This is a genomic window from Rhodococcus sp. KRD162 (assembly GCF_017168335.1).
Taxonomy (GTDB): domain Bacteria; phylum Actinomycetota; class Actinomycetes; order Mycobacteriales; family Mycobacteriaceae; genus Rhodococcoides.
This window is the reverse complement of record NZ_JABFAU010000003.1, coordinates 182,953-203,708: the sequence shown is the minus strand read 5'-3', so window position 1 is coordinate 203,708 and position 20,756 is coordinate 182,953. Positions and strand designations below refer to the sequence as shown.

Here is a 20,756-nt window from a genome sequence, read left to right as displayed (position 1 = left end):
CGGCTTCCGCTGTGCCAGGGGCGAGCCACGGCTAGGCTCGGACCTCATGGAGACCGTCAAGCCCGTCGTCGTTCACGTGGTGGACGATGACGAAGACCTCAGGCAATCACTTGCGTTTCTTCTGCAGAGTGTCGGGATCGAGGCGCTGACCTATCCAACCGCTACCGCATTTCTCGAGGAAATGGATTCGGCCGAGGCCGGCGTGGTCATTGTCGACGTGAGAATGCCGGGCATGAGCGGATTCGAGCTTCAGGACGAATTGGTCAGACGCGGTTATCCGGCACCCATCATTTTCTGTTCGGCGCACGGGGACATTCCGATGTCGGTTCGCGCGCTTCGTGCCGGTGCCGTCGATTTTCTCGAGAAACCGTACGAGCCTCAGCGCATGCTGGAAGTAGTTCAGGAGCAACTGCGGCTCGCGTCCGGAGTGTTCTCCGAGCGTGAGGAGCGCGCACGAGTGCACCGGCGACTCGATACCCTGACGCCGCGTGAACGAGAAGTATTACGGCTCGTAGTCGAAGGCATGGCCAGCCAACAGATCGCGCGTCGCCTCGGCACCAGTGTCAAAACCGTCGATGTGCATCGTGCGCGCATCAAAGCCAAGACCGAGGCAGAAAGTCTCGGCACCTTGGTTCGTGATGTGCTGGCGTGGCGGGTGACGGTGTAACCGATTTCGACGTCCAGAGCGTACGGAGTGTCTAAAGGTTTCTCGCCTACCTGTAAGAGCACGCGAGAAATTAATTTTAGGTCACACCGAATTCGGTCGACCGTCGAAATGCTCAGGAGATCGGCATGCCGCACACAGTGACAACAGAGGAAGCGCAGCGAACGTTCCGAGAAGTGACAGGACACTATCCGACTGGAGTTGCGATAGTCACCGGTACCGATCCGACCGGCGAACTGCTGGCGCTTGTCGTGGGCACCTTCAGTTCGGTATCCCTCGACCCTCCGCTGGTCTCGTTCATGCCGATGAAGACCTCGCGTACTTTCGCGCGAATGCAGGAGTGTTCTTCCCTGTGTGTCAACATCGTCGGGGGTGAGCAAGAGCGCGAGGTGATGTCCATCGCCCAGCGTTGGGAGAACAAATTCGACGGAATCGATTGGTATCCATCGCCACATGGAAACCCGGTACTCACCGAAGCGATCGGGTGGATGGACACGACGATCTGGAAGACCGTGGACGCGGGCGATCACTGGATCGTGCTGTGTGAGGTCAAGGACATGGCCATCACGAACCCGGTGTCTCCGTTGATCTTCTTCCAAGGCGGCTACGGCAGCTTCGTGTGCACGTCTCTGCTCGCTCGAATGGACCACGAAATTCTGCCGGCGATCCACGCGGCGCATGCGGCGCGCTCTCAGGTCGAAGCTCTCGCAGCGGCGATCGGGTGCGAGGTGTCGGTACTGACGGCCGTCAGCGCCGACGAAATGGCGACGGTACTGTCCGCCACTGCACCCGGTGTGGACCGCGATGCTGCTCTGGCGCAACGGATACCGATCGTGCCACCAATCGGTGACTCGTACGTCTTCGCGTTGCCGGAGGCCGAACAGGATCGCTGGATCGACAAGCTGAAGGGCGAAGACAGCGGGACTCGGGTGCATCGGGCCCGGCTCGACTTCATTCGTGAACACGGTTACGGGATCTCGTTTCTGCCCGCCGCGGGTTCGGACGCGTACACGGAAATGCGCAGGGCTACCAAGGAGTACGAGTCCGGTCGCCTGACTCCCCGCAAGGAACGCGAGATCCGGGCTCAGATCGGCCGCACCTCGGTGGACTACCGGCCGCAGGTGCTCGACGGCGCCGGCACGTACAACGTGGGATCGATCGTCCTACCGGTCCGCGATCCGTCCGGTCGCCACACGCTGACGCTTCGCCTCGCGCAGGTTCCACAAAACGTGCAGGGGAACCTGGTGGCAGAGTGGATCGAGAGCGCCAGAACCGTTGTGAGCGTGCTCGAGTCGGCCCCGAACGAGACCGTCGGAGGCGTCGCACTCTCCGATGCTGCAGCGGGTCGCTGATCTCGACGTAGAGACGCACGGCAGCAGCCCCGGACCGTTCCTGGTCCGGGGCTGCTGCCGTGTGTCTGCTGCCGTGTGTCTGCTGCCTTGTGTCCGCTGCCTTGTGTCTGCTGCCGTGTGTCTGCTGCCGTGTGTCTGCTGCCGTGTGTCTGTTGTCTGCTTGTCCGTTCGCGCTACGTCATGCGTCTCGATGTCACGCGTCTCGCTGTCACGCGTCTCGATGTCACGTGTCGGTGCGGCACCGGTGGTGCAACGAGCTCGAGTCGGTATCCACAGACGTGGATACCGACTCGAGTGCTGCGAGGTATAGGTGCGAGTGTCAGGGGGTCGCTTTGTCGCGATCGAGTGTCGACGTCCGTACGGGCTTGGCATCGATGAAGTGTCCACCCATGACGCCTGCGGCGAACACGAGGCAGAGCACCACCAAGAACGTGGTGGCGACGGCAAAAGAACCGCCGATGAGGGTGGTGAAGTTGTCCAGGACCAGCACTGTGATCGCGATGAGTCCGATGCTGCCGAGCACAGGGGCGATTCGGGTGTTCCACAGGCGAGTATCGACGTCGGTGCGCCGGAAGAACACCACGATGGCGAAGCTGGTCAACACCATCACGGCAAGGATCGCGACGATCGCAATTCCGGACATCCAAGTGAAGAGCTGGAGCACGGGATCTGCTCCGACCACGGCAAAGATGCCGACGACGATCGCTGCAGAAGCCGTCTGCAGGATGGATCCTCGATGCGGTGAGCCGTGCTTGTGATGGACCGCGGCGAAGCGTGCAGGGGCGTAACCCGACCGCGCCAGAGCAAATACGTAGCGAGAGATGGCCGAGTGGAACGCCAGCACGGCGGCGAACAAGCTCGTGACCAACATAATGGCGATGATGTCCGCAGCCAAGGGGGACAGGTAGACCGCTACCGCGCCGAAGGTCAGGTTGGCGGTGTCTTCGCTTGCTGCAGCAGCGATTTGGTCGCTACCGTATGCGAGCACCAGCGCCCAGCTGCACACGGCGTAGAGGGCACCTATCAGTACGATGGCCACGTAGGTGGCGATCGGAACGGTACGTTTGGGGTTGCGTGCTTCTTCCCCGTAGATGGCAGTCGCCTCGAATCCGACGAAGGACCCGACGGCGAACATCATGGCGATGCCGGGTGAGGCCGAGAAGAACGCATGAGGGGTGAACGATTGGTAGTCGACGCCGTGCGCCCCGCCCTTGATGAACACCGCTGCTGTGAGTGCCACGATCGCAACGATTTCGAGCACCAGCAGGCACCCGAGGACCTTCGTTCCCACTTCGATGTTTCGATAACCCACCAAGGCGACGCAGGCGATGAGCACGAAAGCCCACACCCACCAGGGCAGATCCGGTCCGCCGTACTGGACGACCAGCGAGTCGATCGCATTCGCGGCCAGGCCGTAGATTCCGGCCTGAATGGCCGTGTAGGCGAATATGGCCAATGCCGCTGCTCCCACTCCCAACCGAGCGTTCAAGCCTCGCGTGACGTATGCGTAGAACGCACCGGTGTCGGTGATGTGACCACTCATCGCGGCGTATCCGACGCTGAACACCAGTAGGACCAGTGCAGCGACCACGTACGTCGACGGTGCGCCGGCACCGTTACCGAGAGCGATCATGACCGGCAGTGAACCGGCCACTGTGGTCAGTGGGGAGGCGGCGGCCAGAACAAGGAAGACGATTCCCGCCACCCCGATGGAGCCTCTCAATTGATTGGAGTTCGATGACATTGCGGGTGTCCTTGTCGGTGGTAGGTATCGACGGGATCGAAAATCTACATTTGTTGACTGATCCGACGAAGCTACCGCCACTGTGACGTGGCGTACATAGGGGTTTTCCTTATCGGTGCCGGCTCCACGGCTGTACGCCATTACCGAAAACGGAGAAGTCATGACTGTCGCCGAAAGTCGCAATTCGCGCACGAGCCGTAGTGACGGTCAGGGTGTGGCTCTGGCTCAGCGGATGTGCTTGTCCGATCGAGCATCTGGTGTCGTCGACACCGGCGTCGCTACTGTGGTTCGCTGTGATGCCAATTCGGTGCGCAGTGCAGTGATGTGGGCGGTCAGTTCGGCCACTTGTTGTGCAGTAGCAGCCTGGTTCGCGTCGTCCTGTTCGGCAACCTTCTGCACGAGCCACGATGCCAAGGTCGCGGTCACGACGCCGAGCAGTGCAATCCCTGCCACCATCAGTCCGACGGCGATGAGTCGGCCAGTCGCTGTGGTGGGCGAGTAGTCGCCGTAGCCGACTGTCGTGACCGTCGTCGTTGCCCACCACAAGGCATCGGGGAAGGTTTTGATACTGCCGGCCGGTGCGGCGCGTTCGGCGTCGAACATCGCGAGCGACGCCACGAACACCAATATCGCCGTACCGGCGACAGCGTATGTGACCACCCGCCCACGGAGCGCGCCGCCGATCGAACGTTGCAGCAGGCTGACCAAGGTGAGCAAGCGGAGCAGTCGTAGTGGACGCAGCATCGGCAGTGCCACGATGGCGAGTTCGTGCAGATGTCGCACACACCAGCGCGCGCGTTGCTCGGCAAGGGCCAATCGCACCAGGTAGTCGATCCCGAACAGAGCCCAGATCGCGAGGATTGCGTACTCCGCGACGCGTGCACTCGTGCCGGTCGGTTGGCTCAGCACAGTCCAGGTGTAGATAGCCAGAAACGTCAGCGCCGATCCGGCGAGCGGCCATTCCGTTACGCGCTCCCACTGCCGATAGTTCATGAGCGGGGACTGTACTGCGTGCCGATCGGATCGCTCGAAAACGAGATTCACATGCTGAAAGCTCCACCGAAGTCGAGGGGTGCGGCTTCGAGGTGTCGTCCGCGCGCAGTGGCGTCGACGAGCAAGCCCTCATGGACGACGACCTCGCCCCTCACCAGGACCGTGACGGGCTTGCCTCGGAGGCGCTGACCCTCGTACGGGGTGTAGTCCGTCGCCATGTGCAGTGTCTCGGTAGTCACCGTCCATTCCCGTTTCGGATCCCAGATCGCGATGTCGGCGTCGGAACCCGGCATCAGTGAACCCTTTCGTGGATACAGACCGTTTGTGCGGGCAGGATTCGCCGACGTCAACTCGACGAACCTGCTCGGCGTCAGGCCCAATCCGTCCACGTAGTGCGAGAACATCACCGGAAGGCGGGTCTCGACGCCGGGCAGGCCGTTGGGCATGTGCCGCACGTCGTGGCTGTGTACCTGCTTTTGTGCGGTGTCGTAACAGCAGTGGTCGGAGCCGATGGTAGTGATGGCACCGGTGAACAGATGACGCCCGAGTTCCTCGACCACCTGTGCCGAGCGCAGCGGAGGGCAGCAGACAAATCGTTCCGGTTGCTCACCCTCGTAGGCAGAGTCATCGAGGATCAGATGGTGAGCAACCGATTCGGTGAAGGCAACCAGCCCTCGTTTACGGGCGTCGACGACGAGTTCGACTGCAGCCGGGGTCGATTGGTGCACAAAATACACCGGTGCCTCCTGCGATTCTGCGATCGCGAGAATCGCGGCTACCGAGGCTGTTTCCGCGAGCTCCGGACGGGTCTGCGACATGTGCGCTGCATCGACGCCATCCGAAGCCGCCGCGACGTTCTGCGCGTCGGTGACGATTGCGTCGGATTCGCAATGGATGACCACCATTCCGCCGAGGTCGCGAGTGGCCTGCATCGTATTGAGAATGGTGTGCTCGTTCGCCATAGTCTCGCCCGCATACGTGGTGAACATCTTGACCGTGCGAATGCCGGCTTCCGACAGGGTTTTCAATTGTTCGGCGGTGGTCTCGTCCCAGTCGACGACACAGGCGTGCAAGGCCGAATCGCACAGTCCGCTGGATGCTTTCGCTCGCTGGATTTCGGCGGCATCGAGCGAGGCCGAAGAGTTGCTCGAACGCGTCGGACTTGCGGACAAGGGTGAGAACTACCCTGCGCAGCTGTCCGGTGGCCAGCAGCAGCGCGTCGCAATTGCTCGTGCACTGGCGATGAAACCGGAAGTGATGCTGTTCGACGAGCCTACTTCTGCGCTCGATCCGGAGATGGTCGACGAGGTACTCGACGTCATGCTTCGGCTGCGTGACGAGGGCATGACGATGGTGGTGGTCAGCCACGAGATGGGTTTTGCGAAGGCTGCCGCCGACCGGGTCGTCTTCATGAGCGACGGAAAGATCGTCGAGCAGGCACCGCCCAGCGAATTCTTCGACAATCCCACGAATGTCCGCACGAAACAGTTCTTGAGCCGAATCCTCTGAAACCTCGGGATTCGTACGAGTATTGACGCTCAGCGTGGGACCCGAGATGTTGGTAGATCGAATGAATGATTTGTTGAGGAAGGAGGACTTTCGGCGCTGCGAGTGTGCATAGGCTGCGTGGTCGAGGTCCGTTTTGCCCGACAGGAGCGTGTCAGCTTGAGTTCACCCATTCTCGTCAAGGGCCAGAATATTTCGCTACCGGACGACGTGACGGAGTTGGACGTCATCGTGTCCTGGGTTGACCACGAACGAGATCTCGATGCCTCTGCGTTGCTGGTGACGTCGGCGGGCAGGGTGCGTTCCGACGCAGACTTCGTCTTCTACAACCAGCCGGAGTCCGAGGACGCCACCGTGCGCTATCTCGGTAGTAGCCGGACCGACGAAGGCCGACAGGAGCGGGTCGCCGTCCATCTCGATTCTCTTGCTGCCGAAGTAGACAAGGTCGTCATCGCGGGAAGCTCCGACGAATTGCCTCTGGGAGATTTCGGGAAGCTCTCCCTCCAGGTGCGCGACCAGTCCGGTTCGGTGCTGGGGGAATTCCTCACTGCTGACGCGACCTCCGAACGTGCGTTGGTGTTCGGCGAGGTGTATCGACGAAACGGTGCGTGGAAGCTCCGGGCGGTCGGGCAGGGCTGGGTAACCGGGTTGGGCGGACTGGCGCGGGATTTCGGTGTCGACGTGGACGATGTGGACCCGGATCAGTCACCGGACGAGGTGGTCGTCGTCGAGGTAGCTGATGCGCATGTGCACGCAGTCGATGCCACCGGTGACATCGTCGATGTGTCGATCGTCGATGTCGAACCGCCCAAACGCGGGGTCCGCACCAAGAAGAGGCCCATCTCCAAGCGGGTCGTCCCGCCCCAGTTCACGTTGGCAGGAGGCGACGGCTGGCAGACAGCTCGTCTGTTCTCGGTGTCCGGCGTCGGGGCTGGAGAGGAACAGGAGAAGAGAGCCACCTCTGCCTTGATTGCAACGATGCAGGCGGTACGCCCGTTCGCTCGGGCAATTTGCGCGCATGCGGGAGCCCCTTCCGGACCCTTCGAGGGCTACGCCGAAGTTCAGTTCGCCAAGGGGGAAGGCAAGGTCATTCCCGACGGTGTCTTCCGAGTGTCGCGCGCAGGTCAGGTCTGGACAGCGTTGCTCGAAGTGAAGACGGGGACCGGCAAGCTGTACAAGGAGCAGCTGGAGAACTATTTGGAGGTCGCCAAAAAACACAGGTACGACGTCGTTCTGAGTCTGTCCAACGACATACCTGCCTCCGCAGGCGAACTCCCGGTCCAGGTGAACAAGTCCAAGCTCAACAGAGTCTCATTGCGACACATTTCGTGGTCGGAAGTCATACACGAAGCACGAATGTTGTTGTCGCACGGAGATCTCACGGATCCACTTCAGGTTTGGATTCTCGGTGAACTCGTACGCTATCTCACGCATCCGAAATCCGGTGCCACGGAGTTCGTCGATATGGGTCGGCATTGGGTCGCGGTCCGTGATTCGGTCGCCGCTGGGACTCTCCGCGCCAGTGACGTCAAGGCATTGGCGGTTGCGAACACGTGGGCGTCGCTGTCGAGGCACTTGGCGCTACGGATGACCAGCGATCTCGGGGTGCCGGTCAAACATCATCTCCCGAGAAAGCTGAGTGGTGACCCACAGTTACGAAACGAGTACATCGTCGAAAAACTTGTTGCCTCGGGTTGTCTCTCGGCAACCTTGCGCGTCCCAGATGCGGCCGGTGATATCACTGTGGAAGCGGATATGCGTACCAACAAAATTCAGTGCAGCACCTCGATAGACGCGCCGACAGACGGAACCGCGTTTCGCCGAGCATCGTGGCTCCTCAAACAACTCAAGAACGCCCCAGCAGACATCCTGGTCGAAGCGGTGTTCGCAGACTCGAGTAAGATCTCGTGCGAAAACTTGGCGACGGTACGAGCAGATACGAAGTCTTTGACGGCAGGCCGCATCAGCGAGTTGCACTATTTCACTCTGACCTCGCCGACGAAGATGGGCAGCAAGCGCTCGGGGACCGCAGCGAGCTTCATCGGTAGCGTGACCGACGGACTCGACGCGTTCTACCGGGACGTGCTGCAGCCCCTCAAACCATGGGTACCTTCGGCACCGGAAACGGCTACTACGGGGGATGCGAACGAGTAGAGCCGCGGAACGCTCGGCCGGGGACGGTGCAGGTTGTGGGTCGCATCACTGGTGTTCTGAAGGTCTCGGCGCATTGCGGCAGACGCACGAACAAATCGGTAGCATTGCTTACGATGAACAAGATGCGGATTCTGTCTCCGGTGCTGTTGCTGGCCTCGGCAATGGTCATGACCGCCTGTGCAACCGACGGTGCCCCGGTATCGGAGCCCGGACAAGCGCAAGCGCCTTCGACTGCTGCGCGTTCGACAACGACTACGGGTCCGACAGCCGGCGCAGACGCAACCAGTACTGTTCCGCCCACATCAGCTGACCCCACCGCTGCCGACAATCCGAACTGCGCAGCGGCGGAGCTGTCGGTGTCTCTCGCCACGCCACGAGGAGCTGCCGGCTCGACGGAGTTACCTATCGAATTCACCAATATCGGAGATCGAACATGCAGACTCGTCGGCTATCCCGGCGTCTCGTATGTCTCGAGCCGAGGTGGTGCTCGGGTGGGGCAGGCGGCGGTCCGATCCGAATCGGATCCAGTGCCGGTCGAATTGGTACCTGGCGCGGTGGCGGTAGCAACCGTCAAAGCGGCAGTGGTCGAAAACTACCCGGCGGACGCGTGTGTGCCGACTGCTGTATCCGGAATCGACGTCTACTCGCCCAACACCACCGAGGTCGTGTATCTGGCATATCCCACGACTGGGTGCAGCTCGGTGGACCCGTCGATCACGCAGCTCGCTGTGCAGCCGGTCGAGGCCGAGTGAGTTCGATACACGTTCGATGATTGAGGACACCGAACAGTGGGCACCTTGTAGACATGACAGAGAACTCCAAGGTCACAGTTGAACGCACCATCGAAGCTCCCGTCGACGCGGTTTTCGATGTCCTCTCCAACCCCGAGCGGCATCAAGCACTCGACGGTTCAGGATTCGTGCGCGGCGTGGACCACGCCGACCGGATCCAGAAGGTCGGCGAGAAGTTCACGATGAACATGCAGGGCGACCACATGGGCGGCGAATACCAAACCGACAACATCGTGAGCGGGTATGCCAAGGACAAGCTCCTGGCATGGAAGACCGCACCGGCGGGCAACGAGCCTCCCGGATGGGAGTGGTTGTGGGAGCTGGAGTCCCAGGGCCCCAACGAAACCTTGGTCCGCCACACGTACGACTGGTCGAAGGTGACGGACAAAAAGCTGCTGGAGCAGATCAAGTTTCCGCTGGTCACCGAAGATCAGCTGAATGACACACTTGCACGGCTCGCAGTCGAAGCGACATCCTGACCAGTAGCATATTCCCACGGATGGCTGTTCATCAGCCGAAAAACCCTGCAGCGTCGACACTGTCGATGACTGTCCACCGCGGCGGGTGATTTCTCGACGCCGTCCCGGCCAACACATCGACTCCGCGGACGGCCAGCGCAATTGCGGGTGACTGATCGGTCAGCAGACTGATCGCGTAGGTGGCAGCGGTGACGTGAAGGCAGGGCTGGATTTTTCCTGAGCACGTGCAGGAAGTGTTTACTGTCTCTGGCACCGGTGTCATCTTCCGTGACACGAGTTCGGCATGAACTTCGTCGGGAAGATCGCCGCTCGATGAAGTGCCGGGTATCTGGCGGGCAAGTATGCGAAGTATCGACTTCCTCTCTGCCGCGGTGAATCGGGGGACGGTGATGACCGCTGTCTCGATCTTCTTGGCCGCAGAAACTCTGCACCGGAATCTGCCGATTTCATTGTGCTCCACGTCAACTGCGTCGTTGCGCACCAGGCCCCGCGCCCGCGGGAGCATCGGGTTCGGGCGGGTGGCGGCGAGAGGTTCGACTCGCCGAAGCCAGTCCTTGCCCCAGGGCGTCGACCCGAAGGGGGGAGGCTGCGGTGACGAGACCATCAGCGCATCACCGCTCTCAACGACAACGTTTCTCGCAATGTCGAGTCGTCGAGCGCCGCGAGGGCCATCTCGTTGTTGCTCTCGGTCACGCCGGCGATGGCTTTCTTGCGGGTGTGCAGTGATGCAATGTGCTCTTCGAGCGTTCCTTCAGTGGTCAGTGCCATGACGGTCACCGTCGACGTCTGACCGATGCGGTGAACCCGGTCGGTGGCCTGCGCTTCGACGGCCGGATTCCACCAGCGGTCGTAGTGGATCACGGTGCTTGCGCGGGTGAGGTTGAGCCCGTACCCCGCCGCCTTCAGGCTGAGAATCATGACGGTTGACGCATCGCTGTTCTGGAACTCGTCGACCATGGTCTCTCGCTTGTCCACATCGAGACCGCCGTGAAAGAACGGGACTGTTGTTCCGGTGATGCGTCCGAGATGATCGGCGAGTATCTCGCCGGTTCGGCGGTACTGGGTGAAAACGAGGGCAGCCTGCGATGATTCGGCGAGCTCTTCGACGATTTCCGTGAGCCTGACGAGTTTGCCTGACCGCTCGGCCGATCCGGACAGGTCTCCGTTGACGAGTCCCGGATGGTTGCAGATCAGCTTGAGTGAGGTGAGCAACGCCAGCACAGCGGTGCCTCGGCCGCGACCGGTGCCGAAACCGGCATCGAAGGCTTCGTCTACGGCCGAGTTGTACAGTCTCTCTTGCTCGCTCGTGATGGGGCACAGCACTTCGATGTGGTGCTTCGGTGGAAGGTCGGTCGCGACTTCCGCTTTGGTTCGGCGGAGTACGACGGGCGCGATGGCATGGGAGAGCTGTGCGAGTGCGGTGGCCGAACCCCCGTTCTCGATGGGCGCGGAGAATCGGCGAGTGAAACGCGCGTGGGTGCCCAGGAGACCGGGATTGGTGAGATCGACCAAGGCCCAGAGTTCGTCCATCCGGTTCTCGATCGGCGTGCCGGTGAGCGCTATGCGCGCTGTGGACGTCAACCGACGTGCAGCCCTGGCAATTTTGGTTCGCGAATTCTTCATGACGTGCGCCTCGTCGAAGAACACTGTGTTCCAGGATATTTCGCTCAATCGATCTGCGTCGGTGCGCAATGTGGGATAACCGGTCACGGTCACCGAGCCCTGTTCGGAGCAGTGTTCGAGGGTGCGAGATGCGCCGCGATACACAGTGACGACAAGTTCTTCGGCAGAGAAGGTCTCGATCTCTCGCCGCCAGTTGCTGATCAGAGATGTCGGGCACACCACCAGGTAAGAGCCCTCACCGCGTCGCGCACCGACGATCATGTGCGCGATGGCCTGGAGTGTTTTGCCCAAGCCCATCTCGTCGGCGAGAATTCCTCCACCGCCGATCTCGTGAACAGTCGGTATCCACGACGCACCGTGCAGCTGGTAAGGGCGAGGGGTGAAGGTCGACGCACTCCGAGTGAGTTGATGCTCGATACGCAGACTCGAGCGCAGTGCGTCCACGGCGCCGTGCGCGGTAAGCATGCTCGATCCGCCGGTGTTCGGAACCGCATGCGCTGCAGGCGGAAGCGCGTCGGCCAGTAATACGGGAACCACGCTTGCACCGTGGTCTTGCTCGACATGATCGAGAATCGCCAACCAGCTGCGTGCCGACAAAGAGTCCGCGGTCCCGACGGCGGACCGGAGCTCGTTGCTGGTCGCGTCCACGAGCTGAGCTCCGATGGTGCGCACGCTGACCCTGCCGTGTTCATCGGGCACCGCCAGGTCGATCGAGGTCGTCTCGCCCGAGAGCGGCGCTGTTCTGTTGCTGTGCCAGACGGCGAAACAATGACGATGCGGAACATAGGTGACGTGCGGGGTATCAGTGTCAGCGGTCGAAAGCATGCACCCTCCGGCGAAGTTTGCTGCCTCGGTAGGCCCGAAGCTGACAACACGGTACGTCGTTCGTCGGATCTTCGCCGCATTCGAACGGGGTTGACAATTCCGAAAATTGCTGTCCTACACCACTATCGAGAGCTGTTCATGCATGTGAAGCCGGATCACGTCTGCTCGCGCGAACACCACCACGTGGTTCGGCCGCCCACCGTCCCGCGTGACATGGGTGCCCCACATCGCGGACACGTCGCATCCGTTTGACGGAACGCAATCACCTCACCGGTGTGTACGCCTCCCTTCTTGATCGCAGATCTGATCGCTCGCCGCAGAATCACCCGGAGCTCATCGAGTTCCTCGGTGGTGAGCGTCTTGGCTCGCCTCGACGGCGATTGCTGGCTCTGCCACAGCACCTCGTCGGCAAGAAGGTTCCCCACCCCTGCAATCGCGGCCTGATCCAACAGCCGTGCCTTGAGAGGTGCCCCGCTCGAACCGATTCGGTGGCGAAATTCGTCGCGGGTGATCTCCGCAGCATCCGGGCCCAGTGCGTCGATGTCAGGTTCGAGTCGAACCCGTCCGAGGCGTCGCTTGTCGAACAGTCGAAGCTGCCCGCCGTCGTCGAACGTCATCGAGAACCGCGTCCACTCCGGCTTGTCGGTAGGGCGCTCGCCCACATGAGGATCTCCGCCGCCGTATTGCGACGTCCGCTCGCCGTCCGGCGCGGTGACGATGACGCGTCCGCCCATGCCCAGGTGAATGCCGAGCGTCGGCCCGCTCGACCCGTCGGCGGTGACGGTTTCGCACCACATCGCCTTGCCGCGGCGACACGCCTCGGTCAGCTTCCCGCCGGTCAGCGCCTGGGCGATTTCGCCCGGCATGTGCGGGCGACACTCGAAAGTGTCGGTGTCGTCGATATCGACGATGACGCGGCCGAGCGCCTTCTCGACGACCTGCCGGGCATTTTCGACCTCGGGGAGTTCGGGCATGGATCCGGTGTACCCGATCTTCGCAAAACAAGCTCGCCCTCCAACTGAAACCGGAGAAAACGTCTCCGTCCAGCGTGCAGAGAACCATGTCCTCCGGCCCTGGTTCGGAGTGGTTGCGAGCGCGCATCCGCTGTGGTCGGATCGATGAAAGGGGTGGTGGGGCAAGCGCGATCGCGATTGTCGCTATCGGGCGGAATCACCACTCCGGGTGTGGCAACCGCTTCTGTCTCTCTGGGATGTCCTCCAACGACGACGGCTCGTGCCGACTCGAGTCCGTGGGTAGATCGCGATGGTCAGGCGGGGCGATGCCCGGCCCACGTGTCGCGCCCATGAACGCCGAGCCGCCGACCGAACTGTCGATCCCGTGGAAGCGTCCGCTTCGCATCCGCGCGCGCAGTACACGCGCGATCACGACGAAAACGACAGGAACCGCGACGATGACGACGAGCACCAATACTGTGTCCATGGGCCCCTCCCGTGTTCGTTCGTTCTCCTACCGTCGAACATCGGTACGGCCCTGTCAAACGTCGGTGCTCAAAGTGGACCCGTCGTCGCGAGAGGGCAGGTTGGCGCGGGCCTGTTGCTCCGCGAGGGTCGCCTCCGAGAACAGGTGGAAAAATCTCGAATGTGCTCGGCGTTCCCGCGCGACCGTCACCGGTCGGGTAGTGCCACTCGGGCTGTCGAGTCGAGTGAAGACTATGCCCGTGTCAGGTTCCCGCGGCGGTGGGTGGCTCGATCAACATTCTCTTGATGACCTTGCCGGTCGCAGTGCGAGGGAGCTCGTCGAGGAAAGTGATGTCTCGGGGTACGCAGAAGCGGCTCAAGCGATTTTTGATATACGCGCGCACCATGTCGGCATCGAGGCCGGCTGCACCTCGCCCGACGACGAAAGCCGCCAGACGTTGGCCGTACTCGATATCGGGCACACCGACGACAGCGACCTCGCCGACCTGAGGCAGATTGGCAATTGCATCCTCGACCGGGCCCGGAAATACGTTCTCGCCGCCGGAAATGATCATCTCGTCGTCCCTGCCACTGACGAACAGTCGGCCGTTGCAGTCGAGGTAGCCGAGATCGCCGGTGTCCATCAACGCGGTACCGCGCGCCGAGGTGGTCGGCGGTGGCTCGGAGTTGGTATAGCCGTCGAACAGCATGTCGTTGCCGACGAAGATCCGACCGACGCTTCCCATCGGAACAGCTGTGCCCTCGGCGTCGAGCACAGCGATGGTCGTGCCGAGCGGCGGCCGTCCCGCAGTGCCGGGGGAGGCGCGCAGGTCGTCCGGTGTAGCGATGGTGGCCCACGAAACCTCGGTGGAGCCGTAGAAGTTGTAGAGAATATCGCCGAACACATCCATGAAGTTGCTGACGGTGGATCCGCTCAGCGCCGAACCACTGCAAGCAACGACACGCAAGCTGGAGGTGTCGTAGCGGGAGCGCACTGCCTCGGGCAGGTCGAGGATGCGTTGCAGCATGATCGGGACGGCGATCAGCGAGGTGCATCGATTCTCCTCGATTGCACGCAGGCAGTCTTCGGCATCGAACCGTTCCTGGAGCACCACCGTGGCTCGAAGGGATGTGCTGATCTGGAGTGCCGCCAGTCCCCAGCTGTGGAACATAGGTGCCGCGATGAGCATGCGCTCGCCCGTCCGCAACGGCATCCGAGACAACATAGCGGCGATGGTCCCGAAGCCTCTCGGGGTCGGCCGGAGCGCACCCTTCGGTGACCCGCTGGTCCCTGATGTCAACACCACTACCGCCCCTGGGCGATCAGGGCGCACGAATGTGGCAGACGGCGGCGCGACGAAATGCTCGAGGGTGCGTCGACGCGGAATCGCGGTGTGGGACGAGAGGCTGACGCGGGTGACATCCTCGCCCAAGTAACGCACCATCGAGTCGAATTCGTCGTCGACGAACACCATTCGGAGCTGATGACGAGCGGCGATCGTCTCGATCTGCCGCGAGGCCAGGCCGGTGTTGAGCAGCACCACCTCCACCCCGAGCATGCCGCAGGCGACAGTGCACTCGATCATCGCGGAGTGGTTGCGCGCCAGAATTCCAACCGTGCTTCCCGGGTGGATTCCGGATGCATCGAGACCTGCCGCGATGCGATGTGACCGGTGGTGGATCTCGGCGAATGTTCGGGTTCCCCGGTCGTCGATCACAGCAATCTCGTCCGGAGACTTCGCGGTGGCGGCCGCGAAGCCGCCTCCCAGCGTGAAGCCCCATTTCGCGAGGGAGTTCAACTGCCGGAATGCGCGGTCCGGCCGCGCGGCGCGCACGACGCCACTGGTGATCATCGTCTTGAGGATCGCAAGCTGTATCGATCGCGAGTCTCCGCTGTTGGACACGAGCGATGTGGGAGTCCCCGACAGGGAATCTTGCAATCTGCCGAGACCGGCCAGGACCCAGTCTATGACCGCGCGGTTGCCGGCGGGCTGAGGTGAGTAGGCCCCACCGAGACCCGCTCTGAACACGGTGATGTCGATCTTCGTCTCGGTCGGGGACAGAGCCGTCAGGGTGAATCTGACGAAGCCGCCCGACTCGGTGTGTTCGACGGTGATGATCGGCTGGTTTCGTCGGTTGACCACCAGCGCGAGCTCGTGCTCTCGGCCGCCGACCGCACACAAGTACCTCGATGCCGACTCATGAAGCACGCAGTATTCGAGTCCGGTGAAAAAGCGCGGGAACAGCTCGACTGCGCTCAGTACTGCACAGACCTGCTCGACATCGTGTGCGAACACCACGTTGCAGTCGATGACGTCCGATACCATTGCCCACCCCCTGAACCGCCGAGACGGCACAGACGCCGCTCCAGCACCGACCAGGGGATGGCCGCGCGTACCTGGAACGGGTCATCCGCCTGGATGAAATCGCTATGGTAATCCCCGCGCATGGTTCACGTGTGGAATCGGTCGAACTTCTTCCTTCCCGGCAGATTCCTCGGCCTTGGGGCGACGGGCAATCAGAACTGAATGTCCAGAGACCACGCGAATACCGTGTACGCGGCAATCGTGATCATCACGATGGCAATCAGATTGAGCCAGAAGCCACCCCGCATCATCTGTCCGATCGTGATGTAGCCACTGGCGTAGGACACCGCGTTCGGCGGCGTGGCCACGGGCAACATGAAGGCGCAGGTCGCGGCCAACGCCACTGGAACCGCCAAGATGAGAATGTCGATGTCCATCCCCATAGCGACGCCGCCTGCGACGGGGAGGAAGGTCGCCGCGGTCGCGGTATTGCTGGTGATCTCGGTCAGGTAGACGATCGCCGCGGCCACAACGAAGACAAGCAAGATCACCGGGATCGTATCGAGACCTCCCGCGACGCTGCCGATCCAGTCGGTCAGGCCGCTTGCCTGGAACTGGGCGGACAGCGCGAGGCCGCCGCCGAACAGCAGCAGCACGCCCCACGGCAGCTTGACCGCAGTGTCCCAGTCGATGAGGCGAACACCCTTTTTGCTGCCGCTGGGGAGCAGGAACAGGAGTACGGCCGCCGTCATGGCGATGCCGGTGTCGGAGATGGGCGGGCTGTCGAAGAGCAGCGGCACCCCGACCCACGACGCGGCGGCCGCCACGAAGATCGATCCCACTCTGATCTCGCCCTGCGACATCTTTCCCAGGGAGTCCAGTTCTCCCCGGATCAATTGCTTTCCGCCAGGGATGTCGTCGATTTCAGGCTTGAACATCACGTGTGTGAGTAGGAACCAGGCGACCAACAGGAGAACGACGGCAAGAGGAACCCCCGCCATCATCCACTGTAGGAATCCGATCGTTATTCCTTGCCCTTCGAGGTAACCGACGAGCAAGGTGTTGGGCGGCGTGCCGATGATGGTGCCGAGCGAACCGATCGAGGCGGCGTAGGCGATACCCAACATCAGAGCCGTACCGAAATTGCTCGCTATGACCGCGTCCATGATGGTCTTGTCGTCGGGTGCGGCACCCTCGCGGCCTGAATCCGTTCCCTCGGAAGAAGGCACGGCACCGGATTTCTTGCCGATATCGAGTACCAACACCAGCACCGAGACGCCGATCGGAATCATCATCACTGCGGTTGCGGTGTTGGATACCCACATCGACAGGAAGCCTGTCGCGATCATGAAACCTGCGATGACCATCGTCGGTTTCGTGCCCATGGCGTTGACCGTGAGCAATGCGATGCGTCGATGCAGGTTCCAGCGCTGCATGGCCAAGGCCAGCAGGAATCCGCCCATGAACAAGAAGATGATGCTGTTGCCGTACGAGGCCCCAACGCCGTTGACAGTGACGCTCGAATCGAAGACCGGAAAGACGATCAGAGGCAACAGCGCTGTCGCGGGAATCGGGACTGCCTCGGTCATCCACCAGATCCCCATCAGCACTGCCGTGCCTGCGGTCAGGCGAGCCGAATGTCCCACGTCATCCGGGAGCAGTGCGTAGACGAGCGCTGCGAGAATCAGGCCGACCGCGAGTCCGATCCACTGACGCTTTCGACGACCGGGTGCCACTTCGGCTTCGCGTTCACCAGCTGATCGCTGATCAACTTCGGCGAAATCCTGATCCTCCGATCGGCGACCAGTCTTGTCTTCGCCACCCAGTTGCGTCACACGTACCTCCTCGTTCTCGGCGTCCTGCCAGCCTATAGCCCGAAATGTCCTATCTGTCTCATTATCGGGCTGTTGGGCACGGCGACCTCGAAGGGGGTACGGATTCGCACGAGGACGGATCCCCACCCTCGCGTTCGGGCGAACCGAGTACTCGGGTGGGGATTCGACTCAGCTCAATTTCTCGTCGAGAACTGGGTCCCAGACATCTCCCGGCAGGTCGCCGGGTAGGTGGCTGTTCCCGCGGCCGACGAACTTGTCGTCTCGGCCCTCCCGCCGCATTGCCTCGAAGTCCGCCAATGCGCCGAATGCCCACTTGCCCAGCAGCGCAATCGCTACCAGGTTGACAGTGGCCATTGCCGCCATAGCGACGTCTGCCAATGCCCATACCGTCGTCAACGCAGACAGTGAACCGAAGCCGATAGCCGCAAGAACGATGGTGCGCAGCACATTGAGTAACTTGCCCTCGACTCCGAGGAAGTTGAGATTGATCTCGGCGTACGAGTAATTGCCGAGTATCGACGAGAACGCAAACGTGAAGATCAGCAGGGTCAACGGAATCGTCGTCCATGTTCCGAGCTGGGCAGAGATCGAATCCTGGGTCAGCACCGCACCCGCGACCCCGCTTGGATTCTCGACGTCGTACACACCCGAGACCAGGATGATGAACGCAGTCGCGCTGCAGATGACGATGGTGTCGAAGAAGACTCCGAGCGACTGAATCAGTCCCTGCTTGACCGGATGCGATACCGTCGCCGTCGCCGCTGCGTTCGGTGCGCTTCCCATTCCGGCTTCGTTGGAGAACAGGCCGCGCTTGACGCCGTTGAGCATGGCAGCCAAGATTCCGCCCGTCGTGCCGCCGATCGCCTCGTTCAAGCCGAAGGCGCTGGAGACGACCTGACCGAACACCGTTGGGATTTCACCGATGTTCATCGCCACGATCACCACTGCAAGCAGCACGTAGATCACGGCCATGACGGGCAGGAGATATTCGGCCACCCGAGCAATCCGCCGGACGCCACCGAAGAGAATCGGAGCCGACAGCACCACCAGGAACACGGCGATCCAGCCTGCGTCGATGTTCATCGTGGACGAGAAGGACTCGGTGATCGTATTTGCCTGAACCATGTTGAAGGCGAAGCCGAAAGCGAAGATCAGCAGGCAGGCGAAGACGATTCCCCAGCGCCGTGAGCCGAGGCCGAGTTGAATGTAATAGGCGGGGCCGCCGCGAAAGCTGCCGTCCGGATTTCTGACCTTGTACATCTGTGCCAGCGTGGCCTCGATGAAGGCAGTCGCCATGCCGACCACAGCGACCAACCACATCCAGAAGATGGCACCCGGTCCACCGAGAGTGATCGCGATGGCGACGCCGGCGATGTTTCCCGTACCCACTCGGGACGCCAGTCCGACACAGAATGCTTGGAATGCCGAGATGCCGCCTTCGGCATCCGATCGCGACCCACCGATCGCCTTGAACATCGAGGGGAGTAGCCGGACCTGAACGAACTTGGTGCGGACGGTGAAATACAGTCCGACGCCGATCAGCAAGTAGATGAGGAAAACGCTGTAGAGACGATCTGCCAAGAAGTCGATTACTGAATTGACGGTGTCCACGGTGCCATCCTGAAGTGCTCGGTGTGCGGGTGCGTCGACAGCACGTTACTCGCAGATTGCTCGAGGTTTGCACCGAACATGGTCTGCCGAGTTCGACGTCGGCGACCCTCTCAACGCGCCAGCGAATCCCAGATGAGCCGATACGGCACCGAGCGCTCCAGAATGCGTTGTGCAACACGGTGTCCCGATTTCATCGCACCGGTGACCGTCGCTGGATCATCCGTCCAGGTGGCCTCACCCGCGAGGTGGAGTACACCACCGATCGGCGTGGCTAGATCGTCGTGATCGCCCGTTCGTGAGCCCACCGTCATGTACGAGTACGAACCGTACGAGAACGGATCGTCCTGCCATCGAGTGACGTACACGCTCTCCGGCCGAACGACGCGGTCGCCGTAGATGCCGCGCAGCGCCCGGACGACCGAATCCTCGATGCGGCCGTCCGACCAGTGCCGGGTGTGTCGAGCGGAGGGGCCGGCGGCAAACGTCAGCAATGTGGGCCGCCCGCCCGGCAGGGTCACGTCGTACCACGAGTGCCACCAACGCCCCGCCTCACCCTGCTGCCGTACGGCATAGACGTTCTCGTCCCAGAACGCGATCGGAAATCGAAGAAACACCTTCTCGAATGCATTCATCTCGAGGCGGCCCAGTGCACCCGACACCGGCTCGGGCAGCGGAGGTTCGATGGTGAAGTTCCCCGACTTCAGAACCCCGATCGGGACAGTGACCACAGCACGGTCGGCCGAGAACGACTGCGACCCGCAGTGCACCCGAACTCCGCCTTCGCCCCACTGAACGTGCGTCACCACATGCTCGAGTCGAACATCCAGGCCATCGGTCAGCTGCAGAGCGACTTCGTCGTACCCGTCGGGAAATACGACTTCGTCTCCATCGATGGAATCGTCGTCCAAGCCGTGTGCGTCGAGATGTCCGGGCCCTACTCCCAGCTGTTCCTCGGCTCGGTGACCGACGAACTCGCGCACCCGGTCGAGTCGATCGCGGCCCCAATCCAGTTGTCGAAGAGTCACTTCCACTGCCTCTTCGAACGACGTTCCTGGTGGTACCTCGGCGACTGTCGCGGCAAGGCCTGCATCGAAGTGATGGATGTCGGCGGCGAACTGCGCTGCATCGGCGTCGCTCAACTTGATACCCGCGGGGGAGTAGTACGCAATGGGTCGGCCGTCGGGTTGGTAGCTGCCCACGGTGAACTCGGCTGTCCGAATTCCGAAAGCCCGCACGGCATCGGCGAGGGGGTTGTTGTCGATACCGTGAATCCACGACGCACCGACGTCCAGGATGGTGCCGTCGGTCCGTACCGTCCACACACGACCACCCACGCGGTCACGAGCTTCGAGAACAACGACGCGTTGACCCGCCCTGTGCAGAAGTCGGGCAGCGGTCGAACCGGATATTCCCGCTCCCACCACGATGGTGTCGAATCGCGTCATCTGCCCTCCG

Annotated in this window: 16 protein-coding genes and 1 pseudogene; 6 read left to right on the top strand and 11 right to left on the bottom strand. The window is 61.9% G+C overall.

Going from position 1 to position 20,756, the window contains the following annotated elements; genetic code table 11:
• The first annotated feature begins 46 nt into the window (after positions 1-46).
• Together J1M87_RS03410 and J1M87_RS03405 are read left to right on the top strand one after the other, a co-directional pair.
• Entirely contained in the window at positions 47-667 is a 621-nt protein-coding gene (locus J1M87_RS03410; RefSeq protein WP_206487815.1) for a response regulator transcription factor, read from the top strand.
• Positions 668-792: 125 nt separating this feature from the next.
• Positions 793-2,016, top strand: a complete 1,224-nt coding sequence (locus tag J1M87_RS03405) for a flavin reductase family protein (protein ID WP_206487813.1) — start codon at positions 793-795, stop codon at positions 2,014-2,016.
• A gap of 319 nt (positions 2,017-2,335) precedes the next feature.
• Here J1M87_RS03405 and J1M87_RS03400 read toward each other — a convergent pair whose 3' ends face one another.
• The 3 genes from J1M87_RS03400 to J1M87_RS03390 form a co-directional block, all read right to left on the bottom strand.
• A complete protein-coding gene (locus J1M87_RS03400; RefSeq protein ID WP_206487811.1) occupies positions 2,336-3,760 on the bottom strand; it encodes an APC family permease in 1,425 nt (474 codons plus the stop codon).
• 225 nt (positions 3,761-3,985) lie between these two features.
• Positions 3,986-4,753 (bottom strand): potassium channel family protein, encoded by a 768-nt coding sequence (locus tag J1M87_RS03395; protein WP_206487809.1) that lies wholly within the window; start codon positions 4,751-4,753, stop codon positions 3,986-3,988.
• 47 nt (positions 4,754-4,800) lie between these two features.
• Positions 4,801-5,781 carry an amidohydrolase family protein gene (locus J1M87_RS03390; RefSeq protein ID WP_241256304.1) on the bottom strand — a complete coding sequence of 327 codons (981 nt, stop codon included), beginning with the start codon at positions 5,779-5,781 and terminating at the stop codon, positions 4,801-4,803.
• Positions 5,782-5,875: 94 nt separating this feature from the next.
• On the opposite strand from J1M87_RS03390, the pseudogene J1M87_RS03385 reads away from it, so the two are divergent.
• The 4 genes and pseudogenes from J1M87_RS03385 to J1M87_RS03370 form a co-directional block, all read left to right on the top strand.
• A pseudogene (locus J1M87_RS03385) lies at positions 5,876-6,262 on the top strand (amino acid ABC transporter ATP-binding protein); the annotation flags it as partial.
• Between the two features lie 156 nt (positions 6,263-6,418).
• Positions 6,419-8,413 carry a TerD family protein gene (locus J1M87_RS03380; protein WP_206487808.1) on the top strand — a complete coding sequence of 665 codons (1,995 nt, stop codon included), beginning with the start codon at positions 6,419-6,421 and terminating at the stop codon, positions 8,411-8,413.
• Between the two features lie 113 nt (positions 8,414-8,526).
• Positions 8,527-9,165: a DUF4232 domain-containing protein gene (locus J1M87_RS03375; RefSeq protein ID WP_206487806.1), complete on the top strand. Its 639-nt coding sequence runs from the start codon at positions 8,527-8,529 to the stop codon at positions 9,163-9,165.
• A gap of 53 nt (positions 9,166-9,218) precedes the next feature.
• A complete protein-coding gene (locus tag J1M87_RS03370) occupies positions 9,219-9,683 on the top strand; it encodes an SRPBCC family protein (RefSeq protein WP_206487804.1) in 465 nt (154 codons plus the stop codon).
• Between the two features lie 31 nt (positions 9,684-9,714).
• On the opposite strand, the gene J1M87_RS03365 is transcribed toward J1M87_RS03370, so the two are convergent.
• The 8 genes from J1M87_RS03365 to J1M87_RS03330 form a co-directional block, all read right to left on the bottom strand.
• Complete coding sequence (locus J1M87_RS03365; protein WP_206487802.1) at positions 9,715-9,936, bottom strand: hypothetical protein; 222 nt, start codon at positions 9,934-9,936, stop codon at positions 9,715-9,717.
• A gap of 350 nt (positions 9,937-10,286) precedes the next feature.
• Positions 10,287-12,131, bottom strand: coding sequence for a DEAD/DEAH box helicase (locus J1M87_RS03360; protein ID WP_206487800.1), 1,845 nt, complete (start codon positions 12,129-12,131; stop codon positions 10,287-10,289).
• A gap of 155 nt (positions 12,132-12,286) precedes the next feature.
• A complete protein-coding gene (locus tag J1M87_RS03355) occupies positions 12,287-13,105 on the bottom strand; it encodes an Fpg/Nei family DNA glycosylase (RefSeq protein ID WP_206487798.1) in 819 nt (272 codons plus the stop codon).
• 196 nt (positions 13,106-13,301) lie between these two features.
• Positions 13,302-13,571, bottom strand: coding sequence for a hypothetical protein (locus J1M87_RS03350; RefSeq protein ID WP_206487796.1), 270 nt, complete (start codon positions 13,569-13,571; stop codon positions 13,302-13,304).
• Between the two features lie 241 nt (positions 13,572-13,812).
• The gene (locus tag J1M87_RS03345) at positions 13,813-15,876 is read right to left on the bottom strand and encodes an AMP-binding protein (RefSeq protein ID WP_206487794.1); all 2,064 of its coding nucleotides are present in this window, start codon (positions 15,874-15,876) and stop codon (positions 13,813-13,815) included.
• A 191-nt stretch (positions 15,877-16,067) separates the two neighbouring features.
• Positions 16,068-17,690, bottom strand: a complete 1,623-nt coding sequence (locus J1M87_RS03340; protein ID WP_206487792.1) for a DASS family sodium-coupled anion symporter — start codon at positions 17,688-17,690, stop codon at positions 16,068-16,070.
• A gap of 168 nt (positions 17,691-17,858) precedes the next feature.
• The gene (locus J1M87_RS03335) at positions 17,859-19,301 is read right to left on the bottom strand and encodes a sodium:alanine symporter family protein (RefSeq protein ID WP_206487790.1); all 1,443 of its coding nucleotides are present in this window, start codon (positions 19,299-19,301) and stop codon (positions 17,859-17,861) included.
• A 110-nt stretch (positions 19,302-19,411) separates the two neighbouring features.
• Entirely contained in the window at positions 19,412-20,746 is a 1,335-nt protein-coding gene (locus tag J1M87_RS03330; protein WP_206487788.1) for an NAD(P)/FAD-dependent oxidoreductase, read from the bottom strand.
• Between the last annotated feature and the right edge of the window lie 10 nt (positions 20,747-20,756).

Coding starts and splice junctions, on each gene's coding strand:
- J1M87_RS03410 (WP_206487815.1), top strand. CDS start 47: ATGGAGACCGTCAAGCCCGTCGTCGTTCACGTGGTGGACGATGACGAA.
- J1M87_RS03405 (WP_206487813.1), top strand. CDS start 793: ATGCCGCACACAGTGACAACAGAGGAAGCGCAGCGAACGTTCCGAGAA.
- J1M87_RS03400 (WP_206487811.1), bottom strand. CDS start 3,760: ATGTCATCGAACTCCAATCAATTGAGAGGCTCCATCGGGGTGGCGGGA.
- J1M87_RS03395 (WP_206487809.1), bottom strand. CDS start 4,753: ATGAACTATCGGCAGTGGGAGCGCGTAACGGAATGGCCGCTCGCCGGA.
- J1M87_RS03375 (WP_206487806.1), top strand. CDS start 8,527: ATGAACAAGATGCGGATTCTGTCTCCGGTGCTGTTGCTGGCCTCGGCA.
- J1M87_RS03370 (WP_206487804.1), top strand. CDS start 9,219: ATGACAGAGAACTCCAAGGTCACAGTTGAACGCACCATCGAAGCTCCC.
- J1M87_RS03360 (WP_206487800.1), bottom strand. CDS start 12,131: ATGCTTTCGACCGCTGACACTGATACCCCGCACGTCACCTATGTTCCG.
- J1M87_RS03355 (WP_206487798.1), bottom strand. CDS start 13,105: ATGCCCGAACTCCCCGAGGTCGAAAATGCCCGGCAGGTCGTCGAGAAG.
- J1M87_RS03350 (WP_206487796.1), bottom strand. CDS start 13,571: ATGGACACAGTATTGGTGCTCGTCGTCATCGTCGCGGTTCCTGTCGTT.
- J1M87_RS03345 (WP_206487794.1), bottom strand. CDS start 15,876: ATGGTATCGGACGTCATCGACTGCAACGTGGTGTTCGCACACGATGTC.
- J1M87_RS03330 (WP_206487788.1), bottom strand. CDS start 20,746: ATGACGCGATTCGACACCATCGTGGTGGGAGCGGGAATATCCGGTTCG.